The following is a 15889-nucleotide window of genomic DNA, read 5'->3' on the forward strand; positions in this document are numbered from 1 at the left end:
ACCGGAAAATGCATTTAGTGTCATTCCCGCTTTCGTGGGAATGACATAAAATGATCCACGCAACAATACCTACTTGCAATGAGGACTTGTATTTACGCGGGCAATGTCATTTAGAAATATTTTGCTAAGAATTATTATTAGGTTTTTCTCTAGAACAAATTAGTACATTCCCTTTAACTTCGATAATAAAAAGTCGGTCGCCTGTTTTTGCATCGATTTCATTTGGAACAAGGTAAGCATTCATAATAGCACCGGACCATCTTACTTGTCCTATAGTATCAGAAGAAACTGTAGAACTATAAACCTCTACCGTTTTGCCTATCATATCCGAGTAATTTTTTGTTTTATCAGTTTTATTATAAACATATTTTTTAAGAGGATAATATAATATGCAAAACCAAATAAGCGATAATATACCAAAAAATGTTATTTGATTTGTTAAGCTAACTAGAGGGTAGTTATATACCACAAGAGTGTTTGATAACGCTCCAAGCCCAAAGAATAAGAATCCAATACTTGGAACTGCAAAGAATTCAACAACTATGCAAATTATGCCGATTATTAACCATATTTCGGTGAGATAATTATTTATCATGAACATAAGTTTTTAAAAATAATATTACGTCAGCTATGTCTTGTGGTTTTGAGATACCGGCAAAGGACATTTTAGTTCCTAGTGCATAGCTACTTGGTTTATGTAAGAAAACAAATAAACTATCATCATCCCATACGCCGCCAAGTTTTGATAGAGCAGGGGAATATTTATAGTCTGCTATGCTTGCTTTTGGTCTACCTGCTACATCCCAAAGATGCGGTCCTAGTTTATTTGGACCGTCTTTATCAAGAGAATGACACATTAAACATTTCTTGGCTATTTCACGACCGTTATCGGCGTTAGCAGTCTTCATTAATTCTGGTATATTTACCGGTGCTTGCTCTAGTGCGGTAGTATTTTGATTTTCTGATGATTCTTGAACCGCAACGCTGTAGCCGCGATGTTGTAACTCTAGAGTGGGCTTGTATAATATATTTGCAACAAATCCAACCATCATAGCAATTAAACTAGCAAATAAGATGGCTGCAACAATTTTATTTAATTCTTTTCCAGACATTTATTTTGTTTTTTTATTAGAATTTATACTATAATTTAAGTTGTAAGAGAAGTTAATTAAATAAAAGAAAAATTTATAAAAATATTTGTTCTTTGGAGAGAAAAATAAATGTCTGATTCAAAAAAATCAAGGGTTAGAAAAATATTTAATAAGTTAAAATCTTATTGGACTAGTTTTAGACAAAGTAAAATCGGTAAAATATTATTTAGCAATAGTTTAAGTTATGCAGTTTCCATAGCTTCTATAGCAATTGCAGTTTCTGGACTTTTTACTCCTATATCACCGATAATTATAGCTGTAGGTGTTGTTTCAGGAGTTAGCGTAGGAATTCAAGCTGTAAATGAGACTTTGAAAGTGCATGATTTGCGTAAACTTCATAAAGAGAATAATTTATTAGTACATAACAGAAATGCTAAAAGTCAGCAAGATTATATATTATCATTAGAACCGAGCTTAAAAGATATTTTGAAAAATGAATTATATACGCCGCAAACGGCAGGTAAGGATGCTACTCAAGATAAGTATGAGTTAAATGTAAATAAATTGAAAAGTACAGGACGAATATTTGGAAATAATTTAGGTGGAGCCGCAAATTTGGCCGCCTCTATTATTAAAGGTGCTAGCGGTAATGTGCTTGATATATTAAAAGCTACGGGTTACGGTGTAATTACAACCGCATCATTAATTATCGACGGTCTTACTGAAAAGGAAAAAATAGAAATAAAAGCAATATTTAAATTCAATATAAATGAAGAATATAAAAAACAAGATACTCCTATATATGAAAATTTAGAACAATTAGAGAATTATACTAAGAATCAAGTATTGCAAACATTAGCTTTAAAAAAATTAATAACGGATAAGAATTATTGGAGTATGAATAAAGACCAAAAAATACAAAAATTTCGAGAAATAAGAGGCAGTTTTAATTCTGAAATAAAAAGAAACGGTTTAGAAGAATTTTTTAGAGAAAATAAAATAACAATGGATAATAGAAAAGAGAGCTATGTTAAAGATATTAAAAATGTAATGAATCCATTTTATGAAAATCCTAGTAAAGCCGAAGTATATAGTCCTTTAACTAAAGCTATGGATAAAGATAAAGTTAATAATGCTGAAATAAAAAGGACAAAAAGTGAAAATTTAAAAAGGATGCAAAAAAGAAAGCGAAGTTTAACAATATGAAATGATTATTATAACTCACTGCTAGTTACAAATTTGTAAGAGGTAGTATCGCTAAATATTCTATGCAATAGTTCATTATTAAGAGCATGGCTGGTTTTGTAGCCTTTAATTGCACTTACAATGCTAGTGCCGCTGGTATATAAATCACCGAATAAATCTAATAGTTTATGGCGAACAAATTCATCTTCATAACGTAAGCCGTTTGGGTTTAAGATTTTATCCTGCTCATCTATTCCTATAGCATTCTCAAATGAGGCACCTTGGGCAAGCCCTTTGCTTTTCAAATAATCAATATCTCTTATAAAGCCAAAAGTTCTAGCATCCGCAATATTTTTAGTAAAAGATTCTTGATTCCTAAAACTTAGATTTTGTCTACCTATAGCTTTACTACTAAAATCAATGGTTAAATCTACAGTCATGTGATCGGAAGGAGTACAATATAATTCACAATTTTTATGAACTACTTTTATATCTTTTAAAATTTTTAGATATTTTTTAGGAGCATTTTGTAATTTTTTTCCTGCACACTCAATCATAAACACAAAAGGTTTACTACTGCCGTCCATAATTGGTACTTCAGGACCGTCAATTTTAATAAGTGCATTATCAATGCTGCATCCCCAAAGTGCTGCCATTAAATGTTCAACTGTTGAAATTTGAACTTTATGATCATTACTGATAGTGGTAGATAACAAGGTATCGGAAACATTGAAATAGCTAGCTTCAATATAATTATTTTCAGAAGATATATCGGTTCTAATGAATATAATTCCGGTATTTTCTTTAGCGGGTTCTATAGTTAACTGGGTACGTTTTCCTGAGTGAACCCCGATCCCGTAACAACTAACCGGTTTTAATAATGTACTTTGCTGCATTTTAGACATTGTAAAAATATATTTAAATATTAATATTTAATGCCAAATTATACAAGAATGCCAAATTATACAAGTTATATTATGTTACAGAATATTACACATATACTCGATGCACTTCAAAAATTGGCTGCGTCATCCTACAAGAGTTACGATACTCACGTATTAAGTATACGCGCCGCTCCTCACCTTGTGGATTCCTTGCTCTTTTTGAAGTTGATCTTCGTCTATGTTAGTATAAGACTTCTTGCATAACTTGCTAATAAAGAGAAATTTGAAGGAGACACGGAACGCAGAACCGCAGCGTACCCGCAAGTAACGTGAGGATTCGAGTACCGGATCGACGTACAAATTACTCTTAGAAGCAAGTTATGCAAGAAGTCTTATTAAAATCTATATAATGTATACTTAATAAAATACCAAAAATGATAAGCTACAAAACTACCGACTACGGCAAAAACGGAAAATAAGAAATCACTGCCGTTAATAGTGCCGTAAGGTACATGAGATGATAAAGCTCCGGCATATATACCGATGCTGCACATTGAAAAATACGAAAATAAAGCTGTTCTAAGTTCGTAATCCCTAAATTTATCAATTAGTATTAAAATATTGCAAATATAAATGGATCCTAAACAACTACCGATTAGTATTATATATAATATATTAAGGTTTTTATTAGTTCCATGAAGCGGTAGTAAAATAAAGCAGACGAGCAGAATTATAGTTAGTGATAAATTAGCCAAATATTTATTTACTTTGCTTAATATATAGCATATAGGAATTATAGAAAAACATATTGCTAGAAAAATATATTTTAGTATAAGTCTCAAATTAATTAATGCTAATTCTTTCTTTAATGCAAAAGCTTCATAATACCATAATATATCCAAGGTGACATAAGCAACTACGAAGCCTGTCAATAATTGTAATTCGACATTTTTTATTAAGGATGAAAATTTGGAATTTAAATTTAATTTATGAGATGTAGGATTATAATGCAGAAATTCGGTTAGTATATTGATACAATATAACAATGCACAAATTACTATAGTATTATTTGTCGGTTTTATAAATGGATTTAATAAATCTACCATTAAGTTTCCACCCGCCCATAACAACATTATACAAGCTAAAAAAAAATATTTCTTTTCTTTGCTACTTTCAATAATGTCTAATGTTATAGAAGTGAAATATGAAAATGTTCCAAAATTAATTACAATAAAATTAATTTTAATTAGAGTATAATTATTTAATAAAATTAGGTTTATTGTACAAATAATTAATAAAGATAAGCTAATTAAAATAATTTTTTGATTACTTAACTTATTAATTAACTGTGTTAAGGCAAAGCCTGCGATTATCGAACCTATAAATTTAGTTTGATTTATATGATTTATTTGTTCTCCGCCTAGATTTTTATTTATCAGTAAAAAGATTTGAAAATTATAAAAATTTATAGCATTGATACAGGAAAAAATAAATATTCCCAAAAGTGAGAAAAAAATAGTTTTGTAATCGTTTTTTAAAGTCATAAATTAAGTGTTTGCTAAACATAAATACATGGTATATAACTCATTAATTATAATGATTAAGATTATTATCTTAAAAATTAAAGAGATTCGTAATTCCATGATTTAAGTATATATGGATAGTTATTAGATTATCAGCTTTTAATCAAGTATGGTAGCCTTATTTATAATTTGTATATAATTATTGTTGAATTTTAAAAAAATTAATGGATTAAATAATATGAAAATATTTTAATGTAAGAAAAATAATAATATATTTTTTAGTATTTTAAAGAGGTGTTATTTGAAGTTTATCTAGAATTTCATTTTTGCTCTTTACTCATAGATAAATTATCTCTATTTAAATAAATTAATACAAGATAAACAATGATTTTTCTTAAGATACAAGCATTATATTAATTATTTGTTCTTCAAGTTAGTGAGAAGATAAATGAATAAAAAGATTATAATTGATGCTAATTTTCCAAGCGAAACAAGAGTAGTTTTATTAGGACAAAGCAACAATATAGAAGATATTGAATTTCAAACAACCGTAAGACAACAAAATAAAGGTAACATTTATTTAGCAAAAGTTACAAGAATAGAACCGTCGCTACAAGCTGTTTTTATAGAGTACGGAATGGATAAAAGCGGTTTTTTACCGTTTAGTGAAATCCATCCTAACTATTACAATTTGCCTACCTTGGAGAGAAATTTTCCGGTTAATGCTTTTCCTGAAATAGCTCTTGCAAATATTACGGTTGAGGATGATAAAGAGAAACCGGCTGCTATATATGATTCTTTGGTTGATAGTGAAGAAATTGACCTAAAAACCATAGAAGATTTAGTAGAGAGTAAATTCCAGTCAGAACTTAATTTAGAAGCGGCTGATGATATTGAAATTATTCAAAGCGGTACCCCTGAGTCAAATATTCCGCAATATAAACAATATAAAGTTCAAGAAGTAATAAGAAAAAACCAAATATTATTAGCGCAGGTTACTAAGGAAGAACGAGGCAATAAGTGTGCCGCTTTTACTACTTATATATCCTTGGCTGGTAAATATTGTGTTTTAATGCCTAATAAAGGTTCGCAAAACGGTATATCGCGTAAAATATCCAACGGGGAAGAAAGGAAAAGACTGAAAGATATTTTAAATAAAATAGTAAGCGGTGACAAAAATGCTTATAGCGTCATTGTTAGAACCGCAGGTAGAGGAAGTAGCACCTTAGATTTAAAGAAAGACTATAATTATTTAGCAAGGTTATGGAATAAAATTCGTAAAAGTACTCTTAAATTTCCAGCTCCGTGTTTTATTCATGAGGAAGATAGTATAATACGTAAAACCATACGTGATATGTGCGATCACAATGTTAAAGAGGTGGTAATTCAAGGACAAGAGGGTTATGAAGACGCTTCAAAATTTATGCAGGATTTATTACCTTCAGAGCTTGCGAAGCTGAAAGAGCATAAAAGTAAAACTCCTATATTTACTAAGTTTCAAGTAGAAGAGCAATTAGTTAAATTATATCAGCCTGTAGTGACGTTACCTTCAGGAGGATATATCGTTATTAATCCTACGGAAGCTCTTATTTCAATTGATGTAAATTCCGGTAAATCCACTTCTGAACAAAATATTGAAGAAACGGCACTAAAAACTAATTTAGAAGCAGCCAAAGAAGTAGCAAAGCAAGTAAAGCTTAGAGATCTATCAGGTTTGATAGTGGTTGATTTTATAGACATGAGCGAAGCTAAGAATCGTAAAATTATTGAACGATCCTTTAAAGAGTTTTTAAGTCGTGATCGTGCTCGTATACAAACCGGTAATATTAGTCAGTTTGGACTGCTTGAATTCTCAAGGCAGAGATTACGTTCTTCTTTCTTAGAAACTAATTCGGCAATTTGTTCTCATTGTAACGGTAAAGGAGTCATTAGAGCGAGTGACGCTAATGCTATGTTAATTTTACGTACTATAGAGAATGAAATTTTTGAAGAAAGAACTGATGTAATAAATGTTTTTACCAATATCGTTTCAGTTATTTATCTACTTAATAATAAACGTGCTGAGATAAAATTTATTGAAGAAAAATATAATATAAAGCTTAATTTTTATTCCGATCCTAATGCTACATCAGATAGTTATTCGATTGAAAAAGTGAAGCTGTTGAAGAAAAATAACAATAATGTTAATTCTGTTAAGCCGGTAATTCAGAATCATAGTGCCGATTATACTGAAGAAGAGCTGAAAAAAGAACAGTTACGCAAAAATAAACATAAATGGAAAACAGCTAATAATAGTAATAATATTGCTAATGAAGTAAAAGATAAGAGTTTAGAGGCAAAAGAATCGGTAGAGCAAACCGTAAGCGTTGTGGAAGAGGTGAAAGTTGTAGAAAGTAATGCCGGCTTAGAAGAAGCACAAGCTGCTCCAAAAAAGACAAAACGTAGATATCGTAATAAAACATCAAATAAGAAACGTCCTTCTAATACCGTCGAAGATACGGAAAAGAATGCAGAGTCTTGATTTGAGGGCTATAATATGTCATTCCTGCGAAAGCAGGAATTCAGTAATCCTTAATGTCACCCCGTGGCTTGACCACGGGGTCCATAAAAATAATAAAAATACTAATATTATTAGTATTTTTAGCTGGATCCCGCGATCAAGTCGCGGGATGATAAATGATAAACCTATCCACGCAACAAGGCCTACGCGGGGATGACATAGCAGCAATGCCGTAATGACGCGATAAAAAACATAGACTTAAAATAAAAGTGCAGAAAAGTTTAATTACAAAATGGTTGTGTATAAGTTGTATAATGGTCATAGCGACGATTGTTATAGGGGGGATAACAAGGCTTACCGGTTCTGGTTTATCTATAGTTGAGTGGCGTCCGGTCACCGGTATTTTGCCGCCTTTTAGTTTTGAAAGCTGGCAAGCGGAATTTGCTAAATATAAAGCTTTTCCTGAATATAACTCCGTTAATTACGGAATTACTTTATCACAGTTTAAGTTTATTTATTTGTTAGAGTTTATACATCGATTACTCGGTAGAATTACAGCTTTAATATATATTGTACCTTTAATATATTTTTATTTTAAAGATGTTATAAAAAATCGTGACATGCTACCTTATATAATTGCTTTGTGGTTATTTTGCGTACAAGGCTTTATGGGGTGGTATATGGTTAAAAGCGGCTTGTTGAATAGTCCGTATGTTAGTCATTGTCGACTTGCTTTTCATTTAATTATCGCCGTAATTATTTATCACATACTTTTTTATCAACTAATAAAAAATCGTTGTGATATTTTGTTAATCCCGTCACAAACAGATTTAAAATTACCATTAATATTTTCCGGTATTGCTATTACTGTAGTATATGTACAAATTTTTTTAGGTGCTTTAGTTGCAGGGCTTGATGCAGGGCTGATATATAATAGTTTTCCGCTAATGGATTATAGCTTTATCCCGATGGAGATAAAAGATAATTTCTTTGATCTTAAAAATTGGTATGATCCGGTTTTTATACAATTCATACATCGTTTAGGTGGCTATAGCGTATTTTTGGTTGTGGTAGTTTTGATAATCTGCTTGTTAAAAATAGAACATCCGAAATTAAATAAGATAGCGTATTTTCTAATGATTGCATTATTGATGCAGGTATCTACCGGAATAATTACTCTTTTATACTCTGTACCTATAATAATTGCCTCTATACATCAGCTTTTTGCTGTAATCCTTTTATCTATAATAATTTGGTGCTGTTTTTTAATAAAAAGTTCCTAATTTATTAAAAATATGATCATAGATGTCAATACTCCTATTTCTTCTAGATTAGATAAATATTTAAAACGTCTATATCCCTTATTGACTCAAGGAGTAATAGAGAAAGCATTACGTCAAAAACAAATTACCGTTAATTCTCAGAAAACAGAAGCGAGTTTAAGAGTAAAGGGCGGCGATAAAATTTTTATTAACGATAAGTTTAATTTACCTGTTAAGCAACCTGAAAAATTAGTTTTTACCGACGCTGAAATTAAGCTAGCGAAGAAAATTACTACCGATTATTTGATATATGCAGATGATAATTTAATAGCTATAAATAAACTTGCAGGTCTTGCTACTCAAGGCGGCAGTAAAATAAATTTATCTATTGACTCTGCATTAAAATATTTGAATTATAAAGGTGCTGATTTTAAGCTAGTACATAGATTAGATAAAGAAACAAGTGGTTTGCTCTTAATAGCCAAAAATTATTTAAGTAGTGTAAAACTTCATGATGCTTTTAAAGAAAAATTGGTTGTAAAAACATATTTTGCCGTAACCTATGGGAAGCCAATTAAAAATGTAGGCGAAGTTAGAAGTAATATAGAAAAGAGTAAAGGAAGTACACCTAAAATTACTAATATTGATAGTGAAAATAGTAAACTTGCCATTACTTATTATAAAGTACTTAAATCACTTGATAATAACTTATTTTTAATTGAATTTACGCCGGTTACAGGTAGAATGCATCAATTAAGGTTGCATGCTAGATTATTAGGTTGTCCGATACTTGGAGATGATAAATATGGTAATAAAGAAATAATGCCGTATAGTAAATATATGTTCTTGCATGCTAATAATATATGTTTATCTGAAAAAATTTTTGGTAAAGAGATTAAGTTAGAAGCAAAATTACCGTTTTATTTTACTAGACGTCTTACATAACTTGCTTCTAAAGGTAATTTGTACGTCGATCCGGTACTCGAATCCTCATGTCAAGTGTACGCTGTGGTTCTGCGTTCCGTGTCTCCTTCAAATTTCTCTTTATTAGCTGCGTTATGTAAGACGTCTATTGATAAGTTTGTGGAGTGTTGAAGTTATGATTCTTAGATATTTTTTGTTGCTGCTTTTTTTTATTAATAATTGTATTGATTGTTTTGCAGATATACAGCAAAGAATCAATGAAGCAGAAAAAGAATATATAAGTAATAGATTTTTAAATGCCGTTTTTATGTTTGCCAATGATTATAAACCTTTATTAACCGGTGCTAAAGGAATTTTTGCTTTAAATGGTGAGCAATTAAAAGCAAATGAAATGATGCCTATTGTTTCTGCTACAAAGCCTTTTACAGCAGCGGGAATCTTAAAATTACAAGAACAGGCATTATTAAATATTAACGATAAAATTTATAAATATCTTGATCCGGAAATGTGGGGTGGAAAAGTGCCGGATTGGGCATATAAAATATCTATCCATAATTTATTAACGCATAGTAGCGGTATTGCTGAATATTTTAGTTTTGTTAAACTTGATTTAAATATGCCTAAGAAAGAGATTTACAAGAAAATATTACAATTTGTTTCTTCTAAGCCTTTAGAAATATCTATAGGGAAAAAATTTAAATATAGTAATACTAATTTTGTTATACTCGGTATGATTATAGAAAAGGTGGCTAAAAAAGATTTAGCTAACTTTTTTTATGATGAATTTTTTAAACCGCTTAATATGAAATCTACTAGTTTTGCTTCATATAGTGAAGCCGCTAGAATCCAAAAAAACGTTATTAGTTCTAATTATCCGGTAAGATATTTTTTAACGCCTAATAATAGTAATAAACCTATATTTACTCCTGTAACTGCTGATTTTTTAGCAGTTCCTTGTGCTGACGGTGGTATAATATCAACACCGGTTGATCTTATTAGATGGTATAGGGCATTAAATGAGGAGAAAATTCTTTCTAAGAAGTCGTATAAACTTATGACTACTAAATATTTTTTAGCAAAAAATATAGAAGGGCGTAAGTCTTATATGGGTTACGGTATTTTTCTTACTGATCTTGATTCTAAGCGTTTAATGATTCATTATACGGGAAAAGCCCTTGGAATACAAAGTGAAGCAGGATATGTTGTGCCTGATAATCTTTATTTTGCTATACTCAGTAATACTATGATGAAAATTCCTGAAGAAGAAAAAGATAAAATTGACATGAAAAATCCTTTAAATCAACTTGGAATAATTTATTTTAGAGATGCAATAATAGGGGCAGCTATAAAAAATTAAATAGACTTGTTGTATAACCTATCTTATAAAGAGGAATTTGAAAGAAACACGGAACGCAGCACCGCAGCGTACACTTAGTACGTGAGAGGATGCGAGTACCGGATTTACAAATTACCTTTAGAAGGAGGTTATACAACAAGTCTAATGAAGATAGTTACTTGGAATATTAATTCATTGCGTCTACGGATCGATTTATTAAGAAAATTAGCATATGAACATCAGCCGGATATTATTTTACTTCAAGAAACAAAGGTAGCTGACTCATTATTTCCTCTTGAAGTTATTAAAAATATAGGCTATGAACATGTAATATATTCAGGGCAGAAATCATATAACGGTGTTGCTATTATTTCAAAATTTCCTTTGAATAATGTTTTTTCATTGGAGTTATATAATAGTGATAAAAGGCATATAGCAGCTATAGTTAATGATATAGAAATACATAATTTTTATGTTCCTGCCGGTGGTGATATACCTGATATCGAGGTAAATACAAAATTTAAGCACAAGCTCGAATATGTAAGGTTAATGCAGGAATGGTTAACGACTAACCGTACTAAAAACGATAAAATGATTATTGTCGGGGACTTGAACATTGCTCCGCATGAACATGATGTATGGTCTAGTAAGCAGTTGCGAAATGTTATCAGCCATACCGATATTGAACGCTCGTTATTGGTAGAGCTACAAAATGTGTTAGGTTTTATTGATAGTAGCAGACATTTCGTATCGCTTGACACAAAATTTTATACTTGGTGGAGTTATAGAAATATAGATTGGAAAAAATCTAACAAAGGTAGAAGGCTTGATCATATTTGGGTTAGCGATAATTTAAAAGATGCATTATTTTCTATGCATTTACTACCAGAAGCACGTGATTGGTCTCCACCTTCGGATCATGTACCATATTTTGTGACTTTTAATTTACAGATGTCACCCCGTGGCTTGACCACGGGGTGACAATAGTCTTAAGGAGTAATTAGTGGATATTAAGTTAGGAAAATATAAGCCGACAAAGGAAGAATATATAAAAAGCTTTAAAAATATGCTCCTACTGCGTCGTTTTGAAGAAAAATGCGGTCAGTTATACGGAATGGGAGAAATCGGTGGTTTTTGTCATTTATATATAGGGCAAGAAGCAGTAATTTCTGCAGTAGATATGGTTAAACAAAAAGGTGATAGCACTATTACTAGCTATCGTGACCATGCTCATATTATTTTAGCAGGAACTGAGCCTAAGTATGTTCTTGCCGAGCTTATGGGGCGTGTTACAGGTTGCTCGAAAGGTAAGGGTGGCTCGATGCATTTATTTGATGTACCAAACAAATTTTACGGTGGACACGGTATAGTAGGGGCTCAAGTACCGATAGGCACAGGGCTTGCGTTTGCTGAAAAATATAACGATACGCATAATATCTGTTTTACTTTTTTAGGTGACGGTGCCGTTAATCAAGGTCAGGTATATGAAGCTTTTAATATGGCTGCTTTATGGGGTTTGCCGGTAGTTTATATTATTGAAAATAACGAATATTCGATGGGGACGTCTGTAGCACGTTCTACCTTTATGCGTGATTTATATAAGAAAGGGGCATCGTTTGGGATTAAAGGATTTCAGCTAGACGGTATGGATTTTGAAGAAATGTATGACGGCTCTAAGCAAGCAGCCGAGTATGTTAGAGAAAATAGCTTTCCGCTGATATTAGAGGTAAAAACTTATCGTTATCGTGGGCATTCGATGTCCGACCCGGCAAAATATCGCAATAAAGAAGAAGTTGAGCAATATAAAGAGCGTGATCCGTTGGTAATAATAAGAAAAACGATACTCGACAATAAATATGTAACCGAAGCGGATTTAAAAGAAATAGAACAGTCGGTAAAAGAAATTGTGAAAGAAGCAGTAGAATTCTCAGAAAATTCACCGCTACCTGATGAAGGGGAGTTGTATACACAGGTGTACTGTTAAGGCGTCATTGCGAGAAAAAACTGTAAGTTTTGACGAAGCAATCTCAGGAATTTGTTATTATTTCATGAGATTGCCACGCAGCCTACGGCTGCTCGCAATGATGTTCACGCAGGCAAGCCTCCTTGCAATGACGTTTAATTTAATCAAATAAAAAAGAAAAATGCAAATAACGGTACGTGAAGCGTTGCGTGATGCAATGCAAGAAGAGATGATAAGAGACGACAAGGTTTTCGTCATAGGCGAGGAAGTTGCAGAATATCAAGGAGCTTACAAGGTAACTCAAGGATTACTAGAGCGATTTGGTCCTAAGAGGGTAATTGATACACCGATAACGGAATATGGTTTTGCAGGGCTTGCAGTCGGAGCAGCTTTTGCAGGACTTCGCCCGATCGTGGAGTTTATGACCTTTAACTTTGCTATGCAAGCATTCGATCACATAGTTAATTCAGCTGCAAAAACGCATTACATGTCAGGCGGGCAGGTCAAATGTCCGATAGTATTTAGAGGACCAAACGGAGCAGCAAGTAGAGTAGCTGCACAACATAGCCAAAATTATACAGCTTGCTATTCCCACATTCCGGGATTAAAAGTAGTAGCTCCTTATAGTGCAGAAGATCATAAAGGACTTATGCTTACAGCTATTAGGGACGATAATCCCGTTGTTTTTTTAGAAAATGAAATTTTATACGGTCATAGTTTTGATGTACCGGAAACAATCGAGCCTATACCCTTTGGTCAGGCAAAAATTTTAAGAGAGGGTAGTAGTGTCACTATAGTCACTTTCTCGATTCAAGTAAAACTTGCCTTAGATGCTGCAAGTGTTTTGCAGAATGATAATATTGATTGCGAGGTTATTGATCTTCGCACTATTAAACCGCTTGATACTGAGACAATAATAGAATCAGTGAAAAAAACTAATCGTTTAGTTGTGGTGGAAGAAGGGTGGTTTTTTGCAGGTGTTGGTGCAAGTATAGCTTCTATTGTTATGAAAGAAGCATTTGATTATTTAGATGCTCCGATAGAGATTGTAAGCGGCAAGGATCTTCCCTTGCCTTATGCTGTTAATTTAGAAACACTAGCTCTGCCGAGTGAGAGCGATGTAATAGAAGCCGTTAAAAAGGTTTGTTATTATAGTATTTAATGTATTAGCTTAGTTTTTTCGTCATTGCGAGCAACTGAAAGGAGTGTGGCAATCTCATAAAGCAAGATTCCAGAGATTGCTTCGTCAAAACTTATAGTTTTTTCTAGCAATGACTATGTCAACTTTTTTAGGCATACCTACTTTGCAGCTCTTTTACGGTCGTTAGGGTCAAGTAGAGCTTTACGTAAACGAATAGATTTCGGTGTTACTTCAACTCGCTCGTCATCTTGTATATAGCTGATTGCCTGCTCTAACGTTAAAAGCATTGGCGGAGTTAGTCTTATGGCTTCGTCTTTGCCTGCTGCTCTAACGTTGCTCAGTTGTTTCGCTTTTAGTGGGTTTACCTCTAAATCATTATCACGATTATGTTCGCCGATAATCATGCCTCTATATACTTTGTCACTAGGGTTTATAAACATTTTTCCCCTTTCTTCTAGATTCCATAGAGCATATGCGACCGCTGCTCCGTCACCGTTAGAGATAAGCACGCCATTACGTCTTCCCTCGATATTTCCTTTATAATCAGCGTATCCGTGGAAAATACGATTCATAATCCCTGTGCCTCGTGTTTCGGTTAAAAATTGGCTGTGATAGCCGATTAACCCTCTAGACGGTCCGATAAACGTAACACGGCTTTTACCGCCGCCTGACGGCCTCATATCAGTCATTTCGGCTTTTCTCAGTGCTAAAGATTTTACGACTACTCCAACATAATCATCATCAACGTCAACTTGGATTTCTTCCATCGGTTCTTGCTTATTACCTTTCTCATCAGTTTGGAATAATACTTCGGGTCTGCTAATAGATAGCTCAAACCCTTCACGACGCATAGTTTCAATTAAGATACCAAGTTGTAACTCACCACGCCCTGCAACTTGGAAAGCATTTTTCTCGGCAGCTTCAGTAACTTTTAATGCAACGTTGCTTTCAAGCTCACGCATTAACCTAGCTCCAATTAAGCTCGACGTAACTTTTGTCCCTTCGCTTCCTGCAAGCGGTGAGTCATTAACGCTAAAAGTCATGGATAAAGTCGGCGGATCGATAGGTAGAGACGGTACGGCCTCGGTTACCTCAGGGGAGCAGATAGTATCGGCAACGTTGGCGTTTTCAACGCCTGCTACGGCAATAATATCGCCGGCTGTAGCATCATTTATAGCGATTCGCTCTAAGCCTCTAAAGGCTAATATTTTAGTGATACGTCCGGTTTCAAGTACTTTATTCTCACGATTTAATACTTTTACGTTTTGGTTAATTTTAACAGTGCCGCTTTGTACACGACCTGTTAAAACCCTACCGAAGAAAGAATTATATTCTCTAGTAGTAACAAGCATAGAAAACGGTGCTTTGTCATCGGCTAAGGGTTTTGGTACATGCTGTACTATAAGGTCGAAAAGCGGTGCTAAATCATCTGCTAAATTGTCTAAAGGATTAATTTTATCATCAAAGGTTAAAGATGCTCTACCTGCTCTACCTGATGCATAAACTATAGGGAAGTCAAGCTGATCGTTGTTTGCTTCAAGTGCCACAAATAGCTCAAATACTTCATTGATAACTTCTTTAATTCTTTGGTCATCTCTATCGATTTTATTAATAACGACAATAGGTTTTAAGCCGAGATTTAACGCTTTAGAAAGCACGAATTTTGTTTGCGGCATTGGTCCTTCCGATGCATCGACAAGTAGCACTACACCGTCAACCATGCTAAGGATGCGTTCTACTTCACCGCCAAAATCGGCGTGTCCTGGCGTATCAACTATATTGATACGGATATCGTTCCACATAAGAGCAGTGCATTTGGCAAGTATCGTGATTCCACGCTCACGCTCAAGATCGTTAGAGTCCATAGCACGCTCAGCAACTGCTTGGTTAGCCCTAAATGTTCCGCTTTGTTTAAGCATGTTATCAACAAGCGTAGTTTTCCCATGATCAACGTGGGCAATAATTGCTATATTACGAATAGATGTCATCTTTAAAAATTCTCACAAGTTTACAATAGTTTTTCGTATTATACACTAAAATACCAAAAATTGGAATATAAGTTCTTGAAAAAGAAATTGAT

General features: G+C 33.0%; 13 protein-coding genes and 3 pseudogenes. 10 read left to right on the plus strand and 6 right to left on the minus strand.

The window, feature by feature from the left end; translation table 11 throughout:
- Window positions 1-124: 124 nt before the first annotated feature.
- Together RMA_RS01845 and RMA_RS01850 are read right to left on the minus strand one after the other, a co-directional pair.
- Complete coding sequence (locus RMA_RS01845) at window positions 125-601, minus strand: NfeD family protein (protein WP_012152576.1); 477 nt, start codon at window positions 599-601, stop codon at window positions 125-127.
- Complete coding sequence (locus tag RMA_RS01850) at window positions 585-1112, minus strand: c-type cytochrome (protein WP_012152577.1); 528 nt, start codon at window positions 1110-1112, stop codon at window positions 585-587. Before RMA_RS01850 ends, RMA_RS01845 begins: the two co-directional genes overlap by 17 nt.
- Window positions 1113-1220: 108 nt before the next feature.
- Here RMA_RS01850 and RMA_RS01855 point away from each other — a divergent pair, with 108 nt between their 5' ends.
- On the plus strand, window positions 1221-2297 hold the full coding sequence (locus RMA_RS01855) for a hypothetical protein (RefSeq protein WP_012152578.1): 1077 nt from the start codon (window positions 1221-1223) through the stop codon (window positions 2295-2297).
- Between the two features lie 8 nt (window positions 2298-2305).
- Here RMA_RS01855 and lpxC read toward each other — a convergent pair whose 3' ends face one another.
- Window positions 2306-3172: a UDP-3-O-acyl-N-acetylglucosamine deacetylase gene (gene lpxC / locus RMA_RS01860; protein WP_041404950.1), complete on the minus strand. Its 867-nt coding sequence runs from the start codon at window positions 3170-3172 to the stop codon at window positions 2306-2308.
- Window positions 3173-3416: 244 nt separating this feature from the next.
- Here lpxC and RMA_RS12200 point away from each other — a divergent pair.
- Window positions 3417-3566: pseudogene (locus RMA_RS12200) on the plus strand (palindromic element RPE1 domain-containing protein); the annotation flags it as partial.
- Here RMA_RS12200 and RMA_RS01865 read toward each other — a convergent pair.
- A complete protein-coding gene (locus tag RMA_RS01865) occupies window positions 3556-4704 on the minus strand; it encodes a hypothetical protein (RefSeq protein WP_012152580.1) in 1149 nt (382 codons plus the stop codon). The pseudogene RMA_RS12200 and the gene RMA_RS01865 overlap by 11 nt on opposite strands.
- A 427-nt stretch (window positions 4705-5131) precedes the next feature.
- Between RMA_RS01865 and RMA_RS01870 the strand changes: the two genes are divergently transcribed.
- From RMA_RS01870 to RMA_RS01880, 3 genes are all read left to right on the plus strand, one after another.
- The gene (locus RMA_RS01870) at window positions 5132-7204 is read left to right on the plus strand and encodes an Rne/Rng family ribonuclease (RefSeq protein ID WP_012152581.1); all 2073 of its coding nucleotides are present in this window, start codon (window positions 5132-5134) and stop codon (window positions 7202-7204) included.
- A 248-nt stretch (window positions 7205-7452) separates the two neighbouring features.
- A complete protein-coding gene (locus tag RMA_RS01875; RefSeq protein WP_041404564.1) occupies window positions 7453-8466 on the plus strand; it encodes a COX15/CtaA family protein in 1014 nt (337 codons plus the stop codon).
- Between the two features lie 12 nt (window positions 8467-8478).
- Window positions 8479-9390, plus strand: a complete 912-nt coding sequence (locus RMA_RS01880; RefSeq protein WP_041404565.1) for an RluA family pseudouridine synthase — start codon at window positions 8479-8481, stop codon at window positions 9388-9390.
- Here the strand turns inward: RMA_RS01880 and RMA_RS08070 are convergent.
- Window positions 9372-9518: pseudogene (locus RMA_RS08070) on the minus strand (palindromic element RPE1 domain-containing protein); the annotation flags it as partial. The gene RMA_RS01880 and the pseudogene RMA_RS08070 overlap by 19 nt on opposite strands.
- Window positions 9519-9544: 26 nt before the next feature.
- On the opposite strand from RMA_RS08070, the gene RMA_RS01885 reads away from it, so the two are divergent.
- The 5 genes and pseudogenes from RMA_RS01885 to RMA_RS01900 all read left to right on the plus strand — a co-directional run bounded on the left by RMA_RS01885 (window position 9545) and on the right by RMA_RS01900 (window position 13830).
- Window positions 9545-10726, plus strand: coding sequence for a serine hydrolase domain-containing protein (locus RMA_RS01885; protein WP_041404566.1), 1182 nt, complete (start codon window positions 9545-9547; stop codon window positions 10724-10726).
- Window positions 10727-10858, plus strand: a pseudogene (locus RMA_RS12205) (palindromic element RPE1 domain-containing protein); the annotation flags it as partial.
- A 12-nt stretch (window positions 10859-10870) separates the two neighbouring features.
- Window positions 10871-11686: an exodeoxyribonuclease III gene (gene xth, locus RMA_RS01890; protein ID WP_041404567.1), complete on the plus strand. Its 816-nt coding sequence runs from the start codon at window positions 10871-10873 to the stop codon at window positions 11684-11686.
- Between the two features lie 22 nt (window positions 11687-11708).
- Window positions 11709-12689 (plus strand): pyruvate dehydrogenase (acetyl-transferring) E1 component subunit alpha, encoded by a 981-nt coding sequence (gene pdhA / locus RMA_RS01895; RefSeq protein WP_012152586.1) that lies wholly within the window; start codon window positions 11709-11711, stop codon window positions 12687-12689.
- A 160-nt stretch (window positions 12690-12849) separates the two neighbouring features.
- Entirely contained in the window at window positions 12850-13830 is a 981-nt protein-coding gene (locus tag RMA_RS01900; RefSeq protein WP_012152587.1) for a pyruvate dehydrogenase complex E1 component subunit beta, read from the plus strand.
- A gap of 137 nt (window positions 13831-13967) precedes the next feature.
- Here the strand turns inward: RMA_RS01900 and typA are convergent, their stop codons facing one another.
- On the minus strand, window positions 13968-15797 hold the full coding sequence (typA, locus tag RMA_RS01905) for a translational GTPase TypA (protein WP_012152588.1): 1830 nt from the start codon (window positions 15795-15797) through the stop codon (window positions 13968-13970).
- Window positions 15798-15889 lie beyond the last annotated feature (92 nt).

The organism is Rickettsia massiliae MTU5 (genome assembly GCF_000016625.1).
Classification (GTDB): domain Bacteria; phylum Pseudomonadota; class Alphaproteobacteria; order Rickettsiales; family Rickettsiaceae; genus Rickettsia; species Rickettsia rickettsii.

Coding starts and splice junctions, on each gene's coding strand:
- RMA_RS01845 (WP_012152576.1), bottom strand. CDS start 601: ATGTTCATGATAAATAATTATCTCACCGAAATATGGTTAATAATCGGC.
- RMA_RS01850 (WP_012152577.1), bottom strand. CDS start 1,112: ATGTCTGGAAAAGAATTAAATAAAATTGTTGCAGCCATCTTATTTGCT.
- RMA_RS01855 (WP_012152578.1), top strand. CDS start 1,221: ATGTCTGATTCAAAAAAATCAAGGGTTAGAAAAATATTTAATAAGTTA.
- lpxC (WP_041404950.1), bottom strand. CDS start 3,172: ATGCAGCAAAGTACATTATTAAAACCGGTTAGTTGTTACGGGATCGGG.
- RMA_RS01865 (WP_012152580.1), bottom strand. CDS start 4,704: ATGACTTTAAAAAACGATTACAAAACTATTTTTTTCTCACTTTTGGGA.
- RMA_RS01870 (WP_012152581.1), top strand. CDS start 5,132: ATGAATAAAAAGATTATAATTGATGCTAATTTTCCAAGCGAAACAAGA.
- RMA_RS01880 (WP_041404565.1), top strand. CDS start 8,479: ATGATCATAGATGTCAATACTCCTATTTCTTCTAGATTAGATAAATAT.
- RMA_RS01885 (WP_041404566.1), top strand. CDS start 9,545: ATGATTCTTAGATATTTTTTGTTGCTGCTTTTTTTTATTAATAATTGT.
- xth (WP_041404567.1), top strand. CDS start 10,871: ATGAAGATAGTTACTTGGAATATTAATTCATTGCGTCTACGGATCGAT.
- RMA_RS01900 (WP_012152587.1), top strand. CDS start 12,850: ATGCAAATAACGGTACGTGAAGCGTTGCGTGATGCAATGCAAGAAGAG.
- typA (WP_012152588.1), bottom strand. CDS start 15,797: ATGACATCTATTCGTAATATAGCAATTATTGCCCACGTTGATCATGGG.